Source organism: Porphyrobacter sp. LM 6 (assembly GCF_001720465.1).
Taxonomy (GTDB): Bacteria; Pseudomonadota; Alphaproteobacteria; order Sphingomonadales; family Sphingomonadaceae; genus Erythrobacter.
In genome coordinates this window covers 2,227,332-2,244,539 of record NZ_CP017113.1, presented here as the reverse complement: position 1 = coordinate 2,244,539, position 17,208 = coordinate 2,227,332, and the positions used below count along the sequence as shown (strand labels likewise).

The following is a 17,208-nucleotide window of genomic DNA, read 5'->3' as shown; positions in this document are numbered from 1 at the left end:
CCACTCGGCATTGATGTCGTGAAAATGGCGGGCCAGCGTCTCGTCGAAGGGCCTGATCCGCAGGTCAGGTCGCTCGCCTCGCGCTGTCAGTACGGCTTCGATCGCGGCTTCGATTGCCTGCTCGCGGCCGAAGAACGTGGTGTCCAGAACAAGTGCGTCGGGTGCGGCCATTAATGGCGCATCGGCACGGTTGATGTCGCGCGCGTCACGGGCCGCAATGTCGCGTTCGATATCGACAAGGGCAACGTCGCTCCCGCGCGCTTGCATCTCGAGCCAGCGCCGGCGAGCGCGTTCGGCAACGCTGGCGGTGACGAACAGCTTCACCTGTGCATCGGGCGCAATGACCGTGCCGATATCACGCCCATCGAGCACCGCGCCACCCGGTTGCAGCGCGAAGGCGCGCTGGCGCTCATATAGGGCTTTTCGCACCCCAGGGTGGACCGATACGCGACTTGCGAAGCCCCCCATTTCTTCGGAGCGCAGAATCTCATCGTCGAGCAGCGCATCGGGAAAGGCGCAGGCGGCCAAGGCATCGTCGGCGTTGTCGGGATCGCCGCCGGATAGCTGTACCTGCCGTCCGACCGCGCGATAGAGCATCCCGGTATCCAAATGCGGCAGCCCGAAATGTGCGGCGAGCGCCTTGGCGATGGTGCCTTTGCCGCTCGCGGTGGGGCCATCGACCGCGATGATCATTCCGATGCCTCGCGCGCGTCGATTCGGGCCATCCAGTCGCGGTAGATCGCTTCGGCGACATCGGGACGTTCGCCGATAAAGGCATGGCTGCCCCCCGGCACCACGGCGAGTTCCGCACCGGGGGTGAGCGCGACGAAATCCTGCACTGTGTCGAGACGCGCCTCGTCATATTGACCCACCACGAACATCACGCGCTTGCCATCGATCCGTGAGAGCAAGTGGGTGGCATCGTAACTCGCCAGCGAGCCCGAGGCGCGGAATTCGGTCGGCCCCCACATGGCGTTGTAGACCTTGGCGTTGAAGCCCTTGCCGCCATATCGCGTACGGTAAGCGATGGCTGCGGGCGAGGGGGCGGGGCGGTCGGGGCGGCCGTTGTAGGCCGCATAGAAGGCAGCGGTGGCGGGTCCGCATATGGCGGCAGCGGGCGGCTTCGGACCCTCGCAGGCGCGGATCGCGGCCGCAACGTCGTCAGGCAGGTCGCGGATCAGAAGGTTGGTGCCGGTGATCCAGTGCGGTGTGGAAATGAAGGTGCCGCTGAGCACGGCGGAGGCCGTGTGTTCCGGATAGGCAGCGGCGTATTCGAGCGCGAGCGCCGAGCCCCAGCTATGGCCGATAACGTGCCAGCGTGCGATGCCGAGTTCCTTGCGGATCGCCTCGAGCTCGGCAACGAAGCGTTCTGGGCGCCAGTTTTTCGGGTCCTCGGGATGATCCGACATGCCGCTGTCGAGCTGGTCGTAGAGGATCACCGGACGCTGGTCGGCAAGGCTCAGAAGCCCGCCGAAACCCAGATGTGTTCCGCCTGGGCCGCCGTGAATGAAGATGACCGGGGTCGCCCCCTCTCCGATGGTCCCGTTGACTCGCACCCAAACCTTGCCGCCCTCGACCGCCACGCGGTGCTCCGACGTTGCGACTGACCAGTCGGCGGCGGGATCAGTGGGCAGGGCGGTGCTTTGGGCCTGAACGGCTAGCGGAAGAAAGGCGAGCGCGGCGGCTGCCAGTGATTTGACGATCATGCCTTGTCCTCTTCGACCATGGACCGGCTACGCCAGGCCCGCACCAGTCCGAAAATCGCAATCGACGCCCAGAAGCCTTCCAGCACGAGGCTCGCCCAGTTGGTGTGCACCATCAGCGACACCGTGAGCAAGGCGGCTCCCATGAGGTTGGTTCCGTGGAGGAGGAAGGGGTTGGTCGCCTTAGCCAGCGTCAGATAGGCGTAGGCGCCGATAATGCAGGCCGTGCCGAACAAACCGACGATGCTCGCCCAGTCGAACGGGGTGTTCATGGCTTGTCGTCCTCGTGATGGCGAGTCGCACGCGCCTTGCGACCTTCTGCCGGTGCCCAGTCCCATCGCAACCAGATCAAAAAGCCGAATACCGGCAGCAGCAGGCAGGCGAGCAGCAGCCGGTCGAAGGCGATCGGAACGCCCATCACAAGATGGCGATAGATAATGGTGGCAAGGACAGCGATCCCGATCCCGATGCTGTAGATCGCGACCCTGCCGCTCACCGCGCCGCCTCGTCGAGTAGTCCCATGAAGGTCGGGAAGCTGGTGTTGATCGGGCTGGTATCATCGACGCTCACGCCGTTGCGGCTGACGAGGCCCGCCACGGCCATGCTCATCGCTATGCGGTGATCGAGCCGGGTCGCGACGTTTGCGCCTTCAGGGGTTCCGGTAAGGGGATCGTCGCCGGTGCCGTGAATGGTGAGACCATCCTCATGTTCCTCGACCCGGGCGCCGGCCAGTTGGAGCGCAGCGGCCATCGTGGCGAGGCGATCGCTTTCCTTGACCCGCAGTTCCTCAAGACCGGTGGTGCGTGTCGTGCCGCTGGCGAGCGCGGCGGCGACAAACAGGACAGGGAATTCATCGATCATCGCGGGAGCTATGGCTGGGTCAACGTCGATGCCGGAGAGCTGGGCATGGCGGACCCGTAGATCGGCGACCGGTTCCCCGCCGACTTCGCGGGCATCCACTTCCTCGATGTCCGCGCCCATCTGGCGCAGCACCTGAAGCAGCCCCGCGCGGGTCGGATTGAGTCCGACATTGCGGATCGTGAGATCGCTGCCCGGAACAATCGATGCGGCCACCATGAAGAAGGCGGCCGAGGAGGGATCGCCCGGGACGACGACGTCCATAGGCCGCAATTCTGCCTCGCCGTGGATGCCGATAACGGCCTCGCCGTTCTCCGCGCCGACTTCCAACTTCACGCCGAAGCCGGTCAGCATCCGCTCGGTGTGGTCGCGGGTGGGGACGGGCTCGATCACACGGGTAATGCCGGGGGTGTTGAGGCCGGCGAGCAGCACTGCGCTCTTCACCTGTGCGCTCGCCACGGGCAGACGGTAGGTGATCGGCACGGCCGGAGAAGCACCGCGCAGCATGAGGGGCAGGGTTCCACCGGCGCTCGCCTCGAAGCTAGCGCCCATCAGCGACAGCGGATCGATCACGCGCTTCATCGGGCGGCCCGAAAGGCTTGCATCGCCGATAAATGTCGCGGTGATCGGATGGCTTGCCACCAACCCCATCAGCAAGCGGGTCGACGTGCCCGAGTTGCCCATGTCGAGCGCCTGACGCGGTTCAAGCAGGCTGCCAACGCCTACCCCGTCCACGGTCCAAGTGCCATCATCCCCGCGCGTGATCTGTGCCCCGAATGCGCGCATTGCTGCAGCGGTAGAGAGCACGTCCTCGCCTTCGAGCAGCCCGTGGATCGTGCTTCTGCCCACAGCCAGCCCGGCAAACATCAGCGAGCGGTGGCTGATCGACTTGTCGCCCGGGACATTGATCGCGCCCGTCAGCGGGCCTTGGTGAACAAAGGTGTGGCTGGTCATAAGGTCGCGGTCTTTGACAGCGCCCCGCGCTTCTGGCAAGGCGCGCCGCGCGAGCCGGGCCGGCCCCTTGATAAAGGGCTTGCCGGAACCCACTTTTCGATACAATCCACCCGCGATTTTGCAGCTGTTTGGCCCGCCCGCCTTTGAGGGCCGGCCTGATTTGAGGAATGACGATGGCGAAGCCTGAATGGGGTACCAAGCGTACCTGCCCCAAGTGCGGGGAACGATTCTACGATCTGGGCAAGGATGATCCGGTGAGCTGCATCGAGTGCGGCGAAACTTGGAATCCGGAGCCGGTGCTCAAGTCGAAGCAGCCGATCCCGTTCGAGGAAATCGAGAAGAAGCAGGATGCCGATGCTGACGCGGATCTCGGCGGCGATGACGATCTCGGCGATCTCGAGGACATCGAAGACATCGACGAAGATGGCGATTCGCCCGACAACGATGTCGATCTCGGCGGTGACGACGATCTCGGCGTCGATACCGGCGCTGGCAGCGACGACGAAGACGACAGCTGATTTTTTCGCTTGCAAGGGGAGAGCGGCCCTTATAATGGCCGCCTCCCGCGAACAGGGCACCACGTTCTGCTTCGCATGATGACTGGCTCGGGGCCTTAGCTCAGCTGGGAGAGCGCAACACTGGCAGTGTTGAGGTCAGCGGTTCGATCCCGCTAGGCTCCACCAGTCATTCTGATCAAAGTCGAAAGGCTCGTCCCGTAGGGGCACCTTCCGCAACGCTGGCCGACGAGGTTTCGTCCGCCGGCGTTTTTCGCATGATGCGCATCGCTCCGGCGTGCGCGAGGAGACGTTGGCGATGTTCGACACGCTGTCTGACCGGCTTGGCGGGGTCTTTGACCGGCTGAAGGGCCGCGGCGCCCTGCGCGAGCAGGACGTGCGTGATGCGATGCGCGAAGTTCGCATTGCTCTGCTCGAAGCCGATGTCGCGCTCCCCGTCGCGCGCCGCTTCATCGATGCGGTCACCGAAAAGGCAGTCGGGCAGGATGTGCTGCGCTCGGTCACGCCGGGCCAGCAGGTTATCAAGATCGTCCATGACGAGCTGGTCGAAACCCTTGGCGGCCACGAAACCGAAGGGCTGAACCTCGACGCGCGCCCGCCGGTCGTGATCATGATGGTCGGTCTGCAGGGCTCGGGTAAGACGACCACCACCGCCAAGCTCGCAAAGCTGATCCGCGAACGTCACGGCAAGAAGGCGCTGATGGCCTCGCTCGACGTCAACCGTCCGGCGGCGCAGGAGCAGCTGGCGGTGCTGGGCACCCAGGTCGATGCCGCCACCCTGCCGATCATCGCCGGCCAGCAGCCGGTTGATATCGCGCGCCGGGCGATGGAATCCGCGCGGCTCCAGAACTTCGACGTGCTGCTGCTCGACACTGCGGGCCGCCTCCATGTCGATGACGCGTTGATGGCCGAGATGAAAGCCATCGCCAGTGTGTCGGCCCCTAACGAAGTGCTGCTGGTGGTGGATTCGCTCACCGGTCAGGACGCGGTCAACGTTGCGCAGAGCTTTAGCGGAGAAGTGCCGCTGACCGGCGTGGTTCTCACCCGCATGGACGGTGACGCCCGCGGCGGTGCGGCGCTCTCGATGCGCGCGGTCACCGGCAAGCCGATCAAGTTCGCCGGGACGGGCGAAAAGCTCGACGCGCTTGAAGTGTTCCGGCCCGGTTCGGTTGCCGACCGCATCCTCGGCATGGGCGACGTCGTCAGCCTGGTCGAACGCGCTGCGGCGACGATCAAGGAAGAAGAGGCCGAAAAGCTCGCCCGCAATCTCGAGAAGGGCAAGTTCGACCTCGACGATCTCGCCATGCAGCTCAAGCAGATGCGCAACATGGGCGGGCTGGGGATGCTGGCAGGCATGATGCCGGGCATGAAAAAGGCCAAGGCCGCGATGGCCAATTCGGGCATGGACGACAAGGTTCTGCTCCACATGGAGGCGATCATCTCGTCGATGACCGCCAAGGAACGCGCCAATCCCGATCTGATGAACGCCAAGCGCAAGAAGCGCGTAGCGGCCGGCAGCGGGACCGATGTGCAGACGGTCAACAAGGTGCTCAAGATGCACCAGGAAATGGCCCGCGCGATGAAGCAGATCAAGAAGATGGGCGGACTCAAGGGCCTCGCTGCAATGTTCGGCGGCGGCATGGGTGGCGGTGGCCCGATGGGTGGCATGGGGGGCGGAATGCCCGGCCTGCCCGGTGGCGGCGCTGGTGGCCTTCCGGGGCTGGGCGGTCCTGGAGGCATGGGTGGCCTGCCCGGCCTCGGCGGCCCGCCGCGCAAGAAGTAGTTTCAGTTCAGGTATCTCGTTTCAATTCAGACAATTCCAATCGAAAGGTAACAAGTCATGTCGATTTCCATCCGGCTTTCGCGCGGCGGCGCCAAGAAGCGTCCGTACTACCGCATCGTCGTCGCCAACAGCCGCTCGCCCCGCGACGGCAAGTATCTCGAGCAGATCGGGACCTACAACCCGCTGCTCGCCAAGGATTCGGCCGAGCGCGTGAAGCTCAACGAAGATCGCGCCCGCTACTGGCTCGGTGTCGGTGCGCAGCCGACCGACCGCGTTGCCCGGTTCCTTGACGCCGCCGGCATCAAGGAGCGCGCGGCTCGCGTGAACCCCAAGAAGGGTGAGCCGGGCGAAAAGGCCAAGGAGCGCGCCGAAGAGCGTGCCGCCAAGATCGCTGAGGCTGAAGAGGCCGCGCGCGCTGCTGAGGAAGCAGCCAAGGCTGCTGCCGCGGCTCCGGCTGCCGAAGAAGCGCCGGCTGAAGAAGCGCCCGCCGCCGAAGAAGCTGCTGTCGAGGAAGCGCCCGCCGCTGAAGAGGCTGCCGCTGAGGAAGCTCCGGCTGCCGAAGAAGCTGCCGCCGAAGAACAGGCCGAAGGCTAAGTCTGAATGACCAAGCCCGTCACCCTAGCCGCCATTGCCGGCGCGCACGGGGTGGCGGGCGAGGTTCGCCTCAAGCTGTTCGGCGAGGGCGTAACGGCGCTTAAGCGCCACAAGAGTTTCAATGACGGTGCGCTGACACTCGTCAAGCTGCGCGAAGACGGCAAGGGTGGGGCGGTAGCCCGATTTGCCGAATGCGCCTCCCGCGCCGATGCCGAGCGGCTACGCGGCACCACGCTGACCGTCCCCCGCGATGCGCTTCCGCCGCTGGAAGAGGGCGAATTCTACCATACCGATCTGCTCGGCCTGCCGGTGGTGACCGATGCGGGCGAGACTGTCGGAACCGTTCTCTCCATCGAGAATTTCGGCGCGACCGACATCATCGAAATCACCCGCGAACCCGCGCCCGAGAAAGGGCCGAAGACCTTCATGGTGCCGATGATCCCCGCAGCGGTGCTGGAATGGAATGCCGAGCGGCTGGTCATCGCCGCTGCCTTTGCCCAAGACTGATCAGCGTTCACCCAAAGACGCGAATTGCGGCCTACGCCCTTTTGCGGGGGTTTGGTGTTAACCTTCCCGGTGGTATCCTCGGTCCACGCCGGGTCGCGCTGGCGCAGGGGTTGGCCATTGCTGCAATGGCCGCTCGTGCGGGAAGGATCGACCAATGCAGCTGTTCTCGTCCTGGACGGGCAGCGATTTTCTGCTGGTTTACATCGTGCTGCTGGGCACGAGCGGCCTGCTTGCATGGTGGATCCCGAACCATTTTCGCCCGCTTGGTCAGCGCGCCGAATCGTCTGATGCGGAAGATATCGCGATGCTGTCAGGTGGCGGGGCATTGCATAGTGATTCGCTTCTCGCCGATCTTATTGCCCGTGGCGGCATAGCCGAGGCCAGTGGGCGCACGCTGTGCGTCGTCGAACCCGGCCTGCCCACAAGTGCCGCCGGGCGTGCGCTGCTTGCTCTTCGCGTTCCCTTTACCCTTGGCGAGGCTGGCCGCGCCTTGCAGATCCACCAGAACCGCATTGCTGCGCGGTTGCGACGGGCTGGATTGTTACTCGGCCCGGAACAGCGCACGCGGCTTCGCTGGTTATCGGTTGCACCGCTGCTTGGCCTGCTCGTTGTCGGGTTCTACCGCCAGCGATCCGGCAGCATGCTGGGCGAGGCGACCGAAATGTTGGTGGGGCTGCTCATCGTGACGGCTGCGGTCGCATTGGCTCGGTTTGTGCGGTTCGATCCCCGGACCAAGGCCGGCATCCAGTTGCTGCGCGAGATGCAGGACCATTCCGCGCACCTGCGACAAGGTCCGACCCGTGCCGACGAGGCTGGTTTGGCGGTTGCGCTGTTCGGGACGCAGGTGCTCGCGAACACGCCGTGGGCAGCGCTCCACACGCTCCGCCGGGCACCGGGTGATGGCGGCATGGCCAGCACAAGCGATGGCGGAACCGATTGCAGTGGCGACGGCGGCGGTTGCGGGGACTGACCTGCGCGCGTAAGCGCACGTCATGACTACGCTTTCCGTTGCCGTCATCCAAGCCGCTCCGATCCCGCTCGATTTTCATGCCGGGATCGATAAGGCCGTGAAGCTCGCCCGCGCGGCGGTAAAGAGCGGCGCGAAGGTCGTGGCCTTCGGCGAAACCTTCCTTGGCGGCTATCCCCTGTGGCTCGACGAGGCACCCGGTGCAGCACTGTGGGATCATCCCGGCAGCAAGGCGCTGCACCGGATTATGCTCGAACAGGCGGTCGTGGCGAACGACGAGCGGCTGTTGCCCTTGCAGGAACTGGCCGATGAGAGCGGCGCGATTATCTCCGTCGGCGCGCATGAGCGGGTCCGGCGCAGCCTCGTCAACAACCAGCTCACCTTCCGCCCCGGCCTTCCGGTGCTCGATCACCGCAAGCTGGTCCCGACCCATGGCGAGCGCCTGATCTGGGCGCGCGGCGATGGTTCGACCTTGGGCGTGCATCAGGCCGAATGGGGCCGCCTCGGCACGCTGCTTTGCTGGGAGCATTGGATGCCGCTCGCCCGCGCCGCGATGCACAACCTCGGGGAGGACGTGCACGTCGCCGCTTGGCCGACAGTGCGCGAGAGCCACCAGATCGCCTCGCGACACTATGCGATGGAGGGCAGGTGCTTCGTGCTGGCGGCGGGACTTGTGCAGAGGAAGGACGATCTGCGGGACGGGGTCGAGCGCGTGGGCGGTGATGCTGCGGCGCGCGAACTGCTCGAGGCGATCCCCGGCGAGGTGCTCAACCGCTGCGGCTCCCTGATCGCCGCCCCCGACACCCGCCTGATCGCGCAGGCTGGGGAGGGGGAGGAGACGCTGTTCGCCGAGCTCGACCTTGCCGAAGTGGCCGAGGGGCTGGCGAACCTAGATACCGACGGGCACTATGCGCGGCCCGATGTGTTCGAGCTGACGGTTGATATGCGGGCGAAAGACGGGGTGAACTGGAGCGGACAAGCTGATGCATAATGCGCTCGACATCATGATCGCCTTCGCTCTTGCGACCATCGTTTCTCTGCTGGTCCGAAGCATGACAGCATCTCGCAAACTCCCCAAATGGTGGTGGGGCGTCGCCATTGTGCCGCTGCTGTCGCTCGGGATTGCCCTTTCTGTGACGCTGTTTCCGCGCCCCATCCCTGACGGTTGGCAGGAAGGCGATTTTGATACAGCTCGCGCCGATTTCGTGGCCTTGGTGTTCTTCGGGACACTTTTGCCGATTGCTTATCTGGCGGTTGCCGTGCCGGTCGCCTTTGTCGTCCGGCTCTGGAAACATCGTAGTCTCAAGTCATGACCTTCGCCGCCACAATCCTCACGCTCTATCCGGAGATGTTCCCCGGGCCGCTCGGCGTCTCGCTAGCAGGGCGCGCGCTCGCCGAGGGCAAGTGGGCCTGCGAGACGGTGCAGATCCGCGACTTCGCCGAGGATAAGCACCGCACGGTCGATGATACGCCCGCAGGCGGCGGGGCGGGGATGGTGCTGAAGTGCGATGTGCTGGCCCGCGCGCTCGACAGCGCTCCTGCGGCCGGACGCCCCATCCTCGCCATGACCCCGCGTGGGAAACCCATTACCCAACAGCGCATCCGCGAGATCGCCCAAGGTCCCGGTGTCATCATCCTGTGCGGCCGTTTCGAGGGTTTCGACGAGCGCCTGTTTGATGCCCGCCCCGAGATCGAGCAGGTCAGCCTCGCCGACATCGTTCTCTCCGGCGGCGAGATGGCGGCGCTCACCATCCTTGACGCTTGCATTCGGCTGCTTCCCGGCGTAATGGGCGCGCCTTCCAGCGGGACCGAGGAGTCGTACGAAAACGGCCTCCTTGAATATCCGCACTATACCCGACCTGTTGAATGGGAAGGGCGCACGATCCCCGAAGTGCTGCGATCGGGGGATCATGCGAAAATCGCTGCTTGGCGTAAGGCAAGGAGCGAGAATGATACTCGGTCACGCAGGCCGGACTTGTGGGAACGCTATAGTGGCGATCCGGTCCAACCTGCCTCTGGCGCGCGGCGCAAAACTAAGGAACCGGACCAGTGAACCTGATCCAGCAGATTGAAGCCGAAGAAATCGCCAAGTCCGGCAAGGACATCCCCGAATTCCGCGCTGGCGACACCGTCCGCGTCGGCGTGAAGGTGAAGGAAGGCAACCGCGAGCGTATCCAGGCCTATGAAGGCGTCGTGATCGCCCGCTCGAACCGCGGCATGGGTTCGAACTTCACCGTGCGCAAGATGAGCTTCGGCGAAGGCGTCGAGCGCGTCTTCCCGCTCTACTCGCCGATCGTCGAAAGCATCACCGTGGTCCGCCGCGGCGTGGTGCGTCGCGCCAAGCTCTATTACCTGCGCGGCCGCACCGGCAAGAGCGCGCGTATCGTCGAGCGCAAGGCCACCGCGCCCAAGGCGTAAGGCTTTCAAGCCAAAGAAACACGAAGGGCGGCTCCGATGGGGCCGCCCTTTTGCTTTGGGGCTCTTGCCATTCCCGCCGGTCATTGCGAGGAGCATCGGCGCGTTGTTCTTCCGGCGGCGCGCCATGACGAGGTGAGCTTTGAATGCGTTCGGTTCTTGCTGCGGTTGCCCTGAGTCTTACGACTTGTCTGACAACGCCGGTGCTGGCGGAGAGCGCCGCGATGCCTGAGACTGTCCCGACCCTCTCACTCGAACGCGTCTTCGCCTCGCCCGGGCTTGATGGTCCGGCGCCGCGTCAGGTGAAGCTTTCGCCCGATGGCCGCTATCTCACCCTGCTGCGCAACCGCGCCGAGGATCGCGACCGCTATGATCTGTGGGGCTACGACATCCAGACCCGTGAATGGCGGATGCTGGTGGATTCGGAGGCGCTCGGCAGCGGGCGCGAGCTGTCCGAAGACGAGAAGATGCAGCGCGAGCGAGCGCGCGTCGGCAGCCTCAAGGGTATCATCAGCTACCAGTGGGCGAGCGATGGGGCGGGGGTGCTGGTGCCGCTCGACGGCGATCTGTTCCTTGCCAAGCTGGACGGCACTGTCACCCGGTTGACTGATACCGAGGGGACAGAACTCAACCCCAAGCTTTCGAGCAAGGGCGGCTATGTCAGCTTCGTGCGTGACCGGCGGCTATGGGTCGGCCCGGTCGGCGGGGAGGCCGCCCCCGTCACTCCGTCGGAAGGCGAAACCATTCGCTGGGGCGAGGCCGAATTCGTCGCGCAGGAGGAAATGGCGCGGCTCCAAGGATATTGGTGGAGCCCGGATGATCGCCGCATTGTCGTGCAGCGTACCGATGAGGCCGCGGTCGGCATCGTTACCCGCGCTGCGATAGGGGCCAAGGGCACCAAGGTGTTCGATCAGCGCTATCCCGCAGCGGGAACGGATAATGCCGTTGTCGAACTCTTCGTGATGAACCCCGATGGTTCGGACAAGGTGAAGGTCGACCTCGGGCTTGACCTCGATATCTATGTCGCCCGCGTCGACTGGGCGCCTGATGGCAGCGCCATCTATGTCCAGCGGCAGGACCGCGCGCAGACGCGCATCGACGTGCTGAAGGTCGATCCGGCGACGGGTGCATCGCAGATCTGGTTCACCGAAAACGCGGCGCGGCCCGATTACTGGGTGAACCTGTCGGACAACTACCGCTTCCTCAAGGACGGCAGCCTGCTGTGGTGGTCGGAGCGGGACGGGTTCGGACACTTTTATCGGGGTTCGTTCGGCCCGCTGAAGACGCATGATGGCGAGACGCTGTTCAAGGGATGGCAGTGGCAACAGCTCACCCGCGGCACCTCGCCCGTGACCTCGCTCGTCGGCGTTGACGAGGCAGCCGGAACCTTCACCTATCAGGCGACCACCGACGTTCTCACCCAGCAGATCTACCGCGCCCGGCTGGACGGGACGGGGGAGCCCGAGCTGCTCACCGATCCCGCCTTCACCAACAGCGCCAGCATGGATGGGGCGGGGCGGCTGCTCTATGTCACCCGCTCCAACCCGAACCAGCCGCCGCAGTCCTATCTGGCGACGCCGGATGGCAGCCGCGTGGCATGGATCGAGGAGAACCGGATCGAGGGCGCGCATCCCTATGCGCCTTACCTTGCGGGGCACGTAACGCCCGAATTCGGCATCATTCCGGCCGAGGATGGCACGCCGCTCCACTGGATGATGCTCAAGCCCAAGATGGAAGCCGGCAAGCGTTACCCTGTTTTCTTCAGCCATTACGGCGGCCCGGGGCCGCAGATGGTGACCAAGGGCTGGGGCGGTGCGCTCGCGCAGGCGGTGGTCGACAAGGGCTATATCTACTTCGTGCTCGACAATCGCGGCTCGGCTAACCGGGGCGTGGACTTTGAACAGCCGCTTTACCGCGCGATGGGCGGGGCCGAGGTGCGCGACCAGAAGGCCGGGGCCGAATATCTGAAATCGCTGCCCTTCGTCGATCCGGCCAAGATCGCCATCTATGGCTGGTCTTATGGCGGCTACATGACCCTGAAGCAGCTCGAGGCCGATCCGGGCCTTTATGCAGCGGGCATCTCCGGCGCGCCGGTGACCCGCTGGGAGCTCTATGACACCCACTACACCGAACGCTACATGGGGAACCCCCGCGAAGTGCCCGAGGCTTACGAGAAGGCTAGCGCGATCCCCGATGCCACCAGAATCAGCGATCCCCTGCTGCTGATCCACGGAATGGCGGACGACAACGTGGTGTTCGAGAACTCCTCGGAGCTCATCAGCGTGCTCCAGGAAAACAACGTGCCGTTCGAGATGATGCTCTACCCTGGCTACACCCACCGCGTGTCGGGCGAGAAGATCGGGCCGCATGTGTGGAACAGCATCTTCCGCTTCCTCGAAGCGCACGGAGTGACCTCGCCCGCGGCGGAATAGGTCTGCACTGCGACGATTGCTGTTGCGCTTGGGCCAGCGCACGCTATCTCGCAGCTGCGAAATCACAGGAGAATGCCAAGTGGGTTACCGGGTGGCAGTGGTCGGCGCGACCGGCAATGTCGGGCGCGAAATGATGCAGGTTCTGGCCGAGCGCGAGTTCCCGTGCGACGAAGTCGCCGCGGTCGCCTCGCCGCGTTCGACCGGCACCGAAGTCGAGTTCGGTGACACCGGCAAGATGCTCAAGTGCAAGAACATCGAGCATTTCGACTTTGCCGGCTGGGATATTGCCCTGTTCGCCGCAGGCTCCGGCCCGGCCAAGGAATATGCCCCCAAGGCTGCTGCTGCGGGCTGCATCGTGATCGACAACTCGTCGCTCTACCGCATGGACCCCGACGTTCCGCTGATCGTGCCGGAGGTGAACCCCGACGCGATCGACGGGTATACGAAGCGCAACATCATCGCCAACCCCAACTGCTCGACCGCGCAGCTCGTGGTGGCATTGAAGCCGTTGCATGATGCCGCCACGATCAAGCGCGTGGTTGTCAGTACCTACCAGTCGACCTCCGGCGCGGGGAAGGCCGGGATGGACGAACTGTTCGCCCAGAGCCGCGCGATCTTTGTCGGCGATCCGGTCGAGCCGCAGAAGTTCACCAAGCAGATCGCCTTCAACGTGATCCCGCATATCGACGTCTTCCTTGACGATGGTTCGACCAAGGAAGAATGGAAGATGGTGGTCGAGACCAAGAAGATCCTCGATCCCAAGATCAAGCTGACCGCGACCTGCGTGCGCGTGCCGGTGTTCGTCGGCCACTCGGAAGCGGTGAACATCGAGTTCGAGAATGAACTGAGCGCCGAAGCCGCGATGGACATCCTGCGCGAAGCCCCCGGCGTGATGCTGATCGATAAGCGGGAAGACGGCGGCTACATCACTCCGATCGAATGCGTCGGCGATGCGGCGACCTTTGTCAGCCGCGTGCGCGAAGACCCGACCGTGGAGAATGGCCTCACCATGTGGGTCGTCTCGGACAACCTGCGCAAGGGCGCGGCCCTGAACGCGGTGCAGATCGCCGAACTGCTCGGCCGCCGGCATTTGAAGAAGGGCTGAAACGCACCAATGCCGCCGCTGGCGAAGGCGCAAGGCTGGATGCTGGCGGTGGTGGCATTTGGCATTCCGCTGAGTGCGTGGGGGGCGCTTTATCCGGGCAACACATGGCTTCAAGTGGGGCCGGTGGCGCTGCTGCTGCCGCTTGCATGGCCGGCCTTGCGCCGTACGCCGATCAGCAATCTGTCGGCGGCGTGCATGACCGCCTTTGTGCTGCTGCATCTGTTTGCTGCGCGCTGGTCTTACAGCTTTGTGCCCTATGAGGCATGGCTGCCGGCCGGAAACGGCGCGGCCCTCGGCTTCGAGCGCAACATGTTCGACCGGTTGGTGCACTTCCTGTTTGGCTGCCTCGCGATGCCGCCGATGGTCGAGTTGGGGGTGCGATACGCGAACCAGTCGGCGCGCATGGCGCTGGTAGTCGCGCTGATGTTCGTGCTGGCGGTCGGCGGACTCTACGAGATCTTCGAATGGTCGCTTACCCTCGCACTCGCTCCCGAGGATGCGGGGGCTTACAACGGCGAACAGGGTGATATGTTTGACGCACAGAAAGATATGGCGCTAGCCGGTCTGGGTGCATTGCTGGTGGCGCCGCTTGTGCGCGGGGCCGCCTGGTGGAAAGGGACGCAGACATGAAGAACGGGTGGCCTCTCCTCGCGCTGGCTGGCGCGCTTGTTCTGACTGGCTGCGATAGTGGCGGTGTGCCGAGCCCGGCGGAGCGGTTGCAGGGTGAAAGCGCGCAGGTGCGGCTGGCGGCCAACGCGGTTGAACTGCGGGGCGACGGGCTGGCTGCCGGGGCGGAGGCGTTCTTCTTTGCTGCCGGGCAGAAGGAAGTCGAGGCTGCTGTCACCAAGGCACTGGGCGCGGCCTTGCGTAGCGGCGAGAACCCCGAATGCGGCGCAGGGCCGATCACCTTCACCGATTTTCCCGGCGGACTGACCGCGCATTTCCAAGAAGGCCGCTTGGTCGGCTGGAACTGGCACCTCGCACAAGATGGCGACACGCCGCCGAGCGGGGTTGTCCAGCTGGCGGGCAAGGTTCAGGTCGGCACCGCGCGCGCCTTGGCTGAAAGCGCACCGGGCTTTTCACCGGTTGCGGACAGCACTCTGGGCGAGGAATTCGCGCTCGGCGACAAGATCGGTGGCTTTATCACTGCCGAGAAGGTCGAGATGCTCTATGCAGGGACCCAGTGCTTCTTCCGATAGGAACCCGGCGATGACCCTGACGGCCGATCTGTTCTTCAGCTTCCGCTCGCCCTATTCCTACCTCGCGGTCGGCCGCTACCGCGCGATGGCCGAGGAATATGACCTCAACATCGCCTTGCGCACCGTGCTGCCGATCGCGATCCGCGATCCGGGTATCCTGTTCACCGGCAATCCCAATGTCGGGCGCTACATTTTCATCGATGCGGCCCGCAGCGCGCAGATGCTCGGCATCCCCTATCGCTGGCCGCGTCCCGATCCGGTGGTGCAGAACCTTGCGACGCGCGAGATCGCTGCGGAACAGCCCTATATCCATCGTCTGTGCCGGTTGGGGCAGGCGGCCGAGCGGCACGGCAAGGGTCTGGCCTTCGCCGACGAAGTTGCGCGGGTAATCTGGTCGGGTGCGGTCGATAACTGGCACGAGGGCGATCACCTAGCCGGTGCAGCGCAGCGTGCGGGGCTCGATCTCGCCGCGCTCGATGCCGAGGCCGAGGCGGATGCAGCGGCGCTCGATGCAGAGATTGCGGCCAATCAGGCGGCGCTGGAGGCGGCGGGTCATTGGGGCGTGCCGACACTGGTGTTCGGTGGAGAGCCGTTCTTCGGGCAGGATCGCATCGCCATGGCGCAATGGCGCATGGAGCAGGCAGGCCTGACGCGGCGGTAGTTGCCGCGCTATTCCGACAGAGCCACCGGGCCTCCGGGCCTTGCGTTCTTGCGCATCAGGAACGCGAGCGGGGCGGCGGCCAGCGTGATCCACATCATCAGCCAGAAATCGTCGATATAGGCGATCATCGCCGCCTGCCGGTTCACTTCGGCATCGATCAGGCTGATCGCCGCATCGCCGACCGCCTGAAACCGGTCGATGGTCGAAAAATCGACCAGATTGCCGGTTGCTGCGGTGACATGGCCGCCCAGCTCCTGATGCGCGGTCTGGATATTGCGCGCGAGCAGTACGGTCATCCAGGCAATCCCGGTCGATGCGCCCAACGAGCGAAACAGGTTGAGCAGGCTCGATCCGTCGGTCCGCATCCGCGCGTCGAGCGTCGCAAAGGCGCTCACTTGCAAGGGGATGAAAACCAGTCCCATGCCAAGCCCCTGGAGCAGGCCGCTGGCGATAACATGGAACTCGTCCACCGCCAGCGACCAATGGGCCATCTGCCACAGCGAGAAGGCGCAAATCACGAACCCGCTCGCCACCACCAGGCGCGCATCAATCCCGCGCCGCATCATCAGACCGGAGACCTGCATCGAGATCAGAATGCCCACACCGCGCGGCATCAGCACGATCCCGGTGTCGATCACGCCATAGCCGAACAGATTCTGCAGCATCGGCGGCAGCAGCGCCATGACCGCGAACATCACGATCCCGATCACGATCATGAAGCCCAGCGCAAGCGTGAAGTTGCGGTCGGCGAAGAGCGCGCGCTCGAACAGAGGGGCGGGGGTGGTGGCGAAATGCACAGTGACCATCCATCCCGCCGACAAGGCGACAAGGAGGTAAATCCAGATCTCGCGCGAGGCCAGCCAGTCGACATGGCCGCCGCGGTCAAGCATCAGCTGGAAGGATGCAAGCGCCATGGCCAGCAGCACGAAGCCGGTAAGATCGAAGCGGCGCGGGCGCTGTGGGCGCTTGGGCAGGTAGGCGATGAGGATCGCCAGCGAGGCAAGGCCAACCGGCAGATTGACGAAGAACACCCAGCGCCAGTTCGCGGTTTCGGTCAACCAGCCGCCGAGAATGGGTCCGAGGATCGGGCCGATCATGATCCCCATGCCCCAGATTGCCATGATCTGCGGGTGGCGGCTCGGGCGGGTGGTATCGAGCATGAAGGACTGGGTGAGCGGCGCGATGAAGGCCCCCGCCACGCCCTGCAGCGCACGGAATATCACCATTTCCTCTAGGTTCTGCGCGATGCCGCACAGCATCGAGGAAAGGATGAACCCCGCGACCGATCCGATGAACAGCCGCCGCGCCCCGATCCGGTCGGCGAGCCACCCGGTGGTCGGCAGTGCCACCGCCGAGGCGATGATGTAGCTGGTCAGCACCCACGTGACGGTATCGACCGTCGCGCCGAGCGAGCTCTGCATATGCGGCAGCGCGACGTTGGCGATGGTGGTGTCGAGGATCTGGAGCAGCGATGCCGCCATCACTCCGATGATCATCAGCGGATAGTTGCGCGTG

General features: G+C 64.7%; 19 protein-coding genes, 1 tRNA gene and 1 pseudogene. 15 read left to right on the top strand and 6 right to left on the bottom strand.

The window, feature by feature from the left end; all coding sequences use genetic code 11:
• Positions 1–81: 81 nt before the first annotated feature.
• The 5 genes and pseudogenes from cmk to aroA form a co-directional block, all read right to left on the bottom strand.
• Positions 82–693 (bottom strand): annotated as a pseudogene (cmk, locus tag BG023_RS15085) ((d)CMP kinase); the annotation flags it as partial.
• Positions 690–1,706 carry a proline iminopeptidase-family hydrolase gene (locus BG023_RS10760; protein ID WP_069310455.1) on the bottom strand — a complete coding sequence of 339 codons (1,017 nt, stop codon included), beginning with the start codon at positions 1,704–1,706 and terminating at the stop codon, positions 690–692. The gene BG023_RS10760 and the pseudogene cmk, both read right to left, overlap by 4 nt.
• Complete coding sequence (locus BG023_RS10755) at positions 1,703–1,975, bottom strand: CBU_0592 family membrane protein (protein WP_069310454.1); 273 nt, start codon at positions 1,973–1,975, stop codon at positions 1,703–1,705. Before BG023_RS10755 ends, BG023_RS10760 begins: the two co-directional genes overlap by 4 nt.
• A complete protein-coding gene (locus BG023_RS10750; RefSeq protein WP_069310453.1) occupies positions 1,972–2,199 on the bottom strand; it encodes a hypothetical protein in 228 nt (75 codons plus the stop codon). The genes BG023_RS10755 and BG023_RS10750 overlap by 4 nt, the downstream gene beginning before the upstream one ends.
• Positions 2,196–3,515 (bottom strand): 3-phosphoshikimate 1-carboxyvinyltransferase, encoded by a 1,320-nt coding sequence (gene aroA, locus BG023_RS10745; protein ID WP_069311268.1) that lies wholly within the window; start codon positions 3,513–3,515, stop codon positions 2,196–2,198. Before aroA ends, BG023_RS10750 begins: the two co-directional genes overlap by 4 nt.
• A 173-nt stretch (positions 3,516–3,688) precedes the next feature.
• On the opposite strand from aroA, the gene BG023_RS10740 reads away from it, so the two are divergent.
• From BG023_RS10740 to BG023_RS10670, 15 genes are all read left to right on the top strand, one after another.
• Entirely contained in the window at positions 3,689–4,033 is a 345-nt protein-coding gene (locus BG023_RS10740; protein WP_069311267.1) for a TIGR02300 family protein, read from the top strand.
• 89 nt (positions 4,034–4,122) lie between these two features.
• Positions 4,123–4,198 (top strand) — tRNA-Ala (locus BG023_RS10735).
• 130 nt (positions 4,199–4,328) lie between these two features.
• Positions 4,329–5,813, top strand: a complete 1,485-nt coding sequence (gene ffh / locus BG023_RS10730) for a signal recognition particle protein (protein ID WP_069310452.1) — start codon at positions 4,329–4,331, stop codon at positions 5,811–5,813.
• Between the two features lie 57 nt (positions 5,814–5,870).
• Positions 5,871–6,407: a 30S ribosomal protein S16 gene (rpsP, locus tag BG023_RS10725; RefSeq protein ID WP_069310451.1), complete on the top strand. Its 537-nt coding sequence runs from the start codon at positions 5,871–5,873 to the stop codon at positions 6,405–6,407.
• A gap of 6 nt (positions 6,408–6,413) precedes the next feature.
• Positions 6,414–6,914 carry a ribosome maturation factor RimM gene (gene rimM, locus BG023_RS10720; RefSeq protein WP_069310450.1) on the top strand — a complete coding sequence of 167 codons (501 nt, stop codon included), beginning with the start codon at positions 6,414–6,416 and terminating at the stop codon, positions 6,912–6,914.
• Positions 6,915–7,068: 154 nt separating this feature from the next.
• Positions 7,069–7,884, top strand: coding sequence for a TIGR04222 domain-containing membrane protein (locus tag BG023_RS10715; protein WP_069310449.1), 816 nt, complete (start codon positions 7,069–7,071; stop codon positions 7,882–7,884).
• Between the two features lie 22 nt (positions 7,885–7,906).
• Positions 7,907–8,872: a carbon-nitrogen hydrolase family protein gene (locus BG023_RS10710; RefSeq protein WP_069310448.1), complete on the top strand. Its 966-nt coding sequence runs from the start codon at positions 7,907–7,909 to the stop codon at positions 8,870–8,872.
• Positions 8,865–9,194: a hypothetical protein gene (locus BG023_RS10705; protein ID WP_069310447.1), complete on the top strand. Its 330-nt coding sequence runs from the start codon at positions 8,865–8,867 to the stop codon at positions 9,192–9,194. The genes BG023_RS10710 and BG023_RS10705 overlap by 8 nt, the downstream gene beginning before the upstream one ends.
• The gene (gene trmD, locus BG023_RS10700; RefSeq protein WP_069310446.1) at positions 9,191–9,934 is read left to right on the top strand and encodes a tRNA (guanosine(37)-N1)-methyltransferase TrmD; all 744 of its coding nucleotides are present in this window, start codon (positions 9,191–9,193) and stop codon (positions 9,932–9,934) included. Before BG023_RS10705 ends, trmD begins: the two co-directional genes overlap by 4 nt.
• Positions 9,931–10,299 carry a 50S ribosomal protein L19 gene (gene rplS / locus BG023_RS10695; protein WP_069310445.1) on the top strand — a complete coding sequence of 123 codons (369 nt, stop codon included), beginning with the start codon at positions 9,931–9,933 and terminating at the stop codon, positions 10,297–10,299. Before trmD ends, rplS begins: the two co-directional genes overlap by 4 nt.
• A gap of 143 nt (positions 10,300–10,442) precedes the next feature.
• Complete coding sequence (locus BG023_RS10690; protein WP_069310444.1) at positions 10,443–12,728, top strand: S9 family peptidase; 2,286 nt, start codon at positions 10,443–10,445, stop codon at positions 12,726–12,728.
• 79 nt (positions 12,729–12,807) lie between these two features.
• Complete coding sequence (locus BG023_RS10685) at positions 12,808–13,833, top strand: aspartate-semialdehyde dehydrogenase (protein ID WP_069310443.1); 1,026 nt, start codon at positions 12,808–12,810, stop codon at positions 13,831–13,833.
• Positions 13,834–13,872: 39 nt separating this feature from the next.
• On the top strand, positions 13,873–14,463 hold the full coding sequence (locus tag BG023_RS10680) for a DUF2238 domain-containing protein (RefSeq protein WP_190315758.1): 591 nt from the start codon (positions 13,873–13,875) through the stop codon (positions 14,461–14,463).
• Positions 14,460–15,032: a hypothetical protein gene (locus BG023_RS10675; protein ID WP_069310441.1), complete on the top strand. Its 573-nt coding sequence runs from the start codon at positions 14,460–14,462 to the stop codon at positions 15,030–15,032. Before BG023_RS10680 ends, BG023_RS10675 begins: the two co-directional genes overlap by 4 nt.
• A 10-nt stretch (positions 15,033–15,042) precedes the next feature.
• Positions 15,043–15,693, top strand: coding sequence for a 2-hydroxychromene-2-carboxylate isomerase (locus tag BG023_RS10670; protein ID WP_069310440.1), 651 nt, complete (start codon positions 15,043–15,045; stop codon positions 15,691–15,693).
• Positions 15,694–15,701: 8 nt separating this feature from the next.
• On the opposite strand, the gene BG023_RS10665 is transcribed toward BG023_RS10670, so the two are convergent.
• The gene (locus tag BG023_RS10665) at positions 15,702–17,189 is read right to left on the bottom strand and encodes a DHA2 family efflux MFS transporter permease subunit (protein ID WP_069310439.1); all 1,488 of its coding nucleotides are present in this window, start codon (positions 17,187–17,189) and stop codon (positions 15,702–15,704) included.
• Between the last annotated feature and the right edge of the window lie 19 nt (positions 17,190–17,208).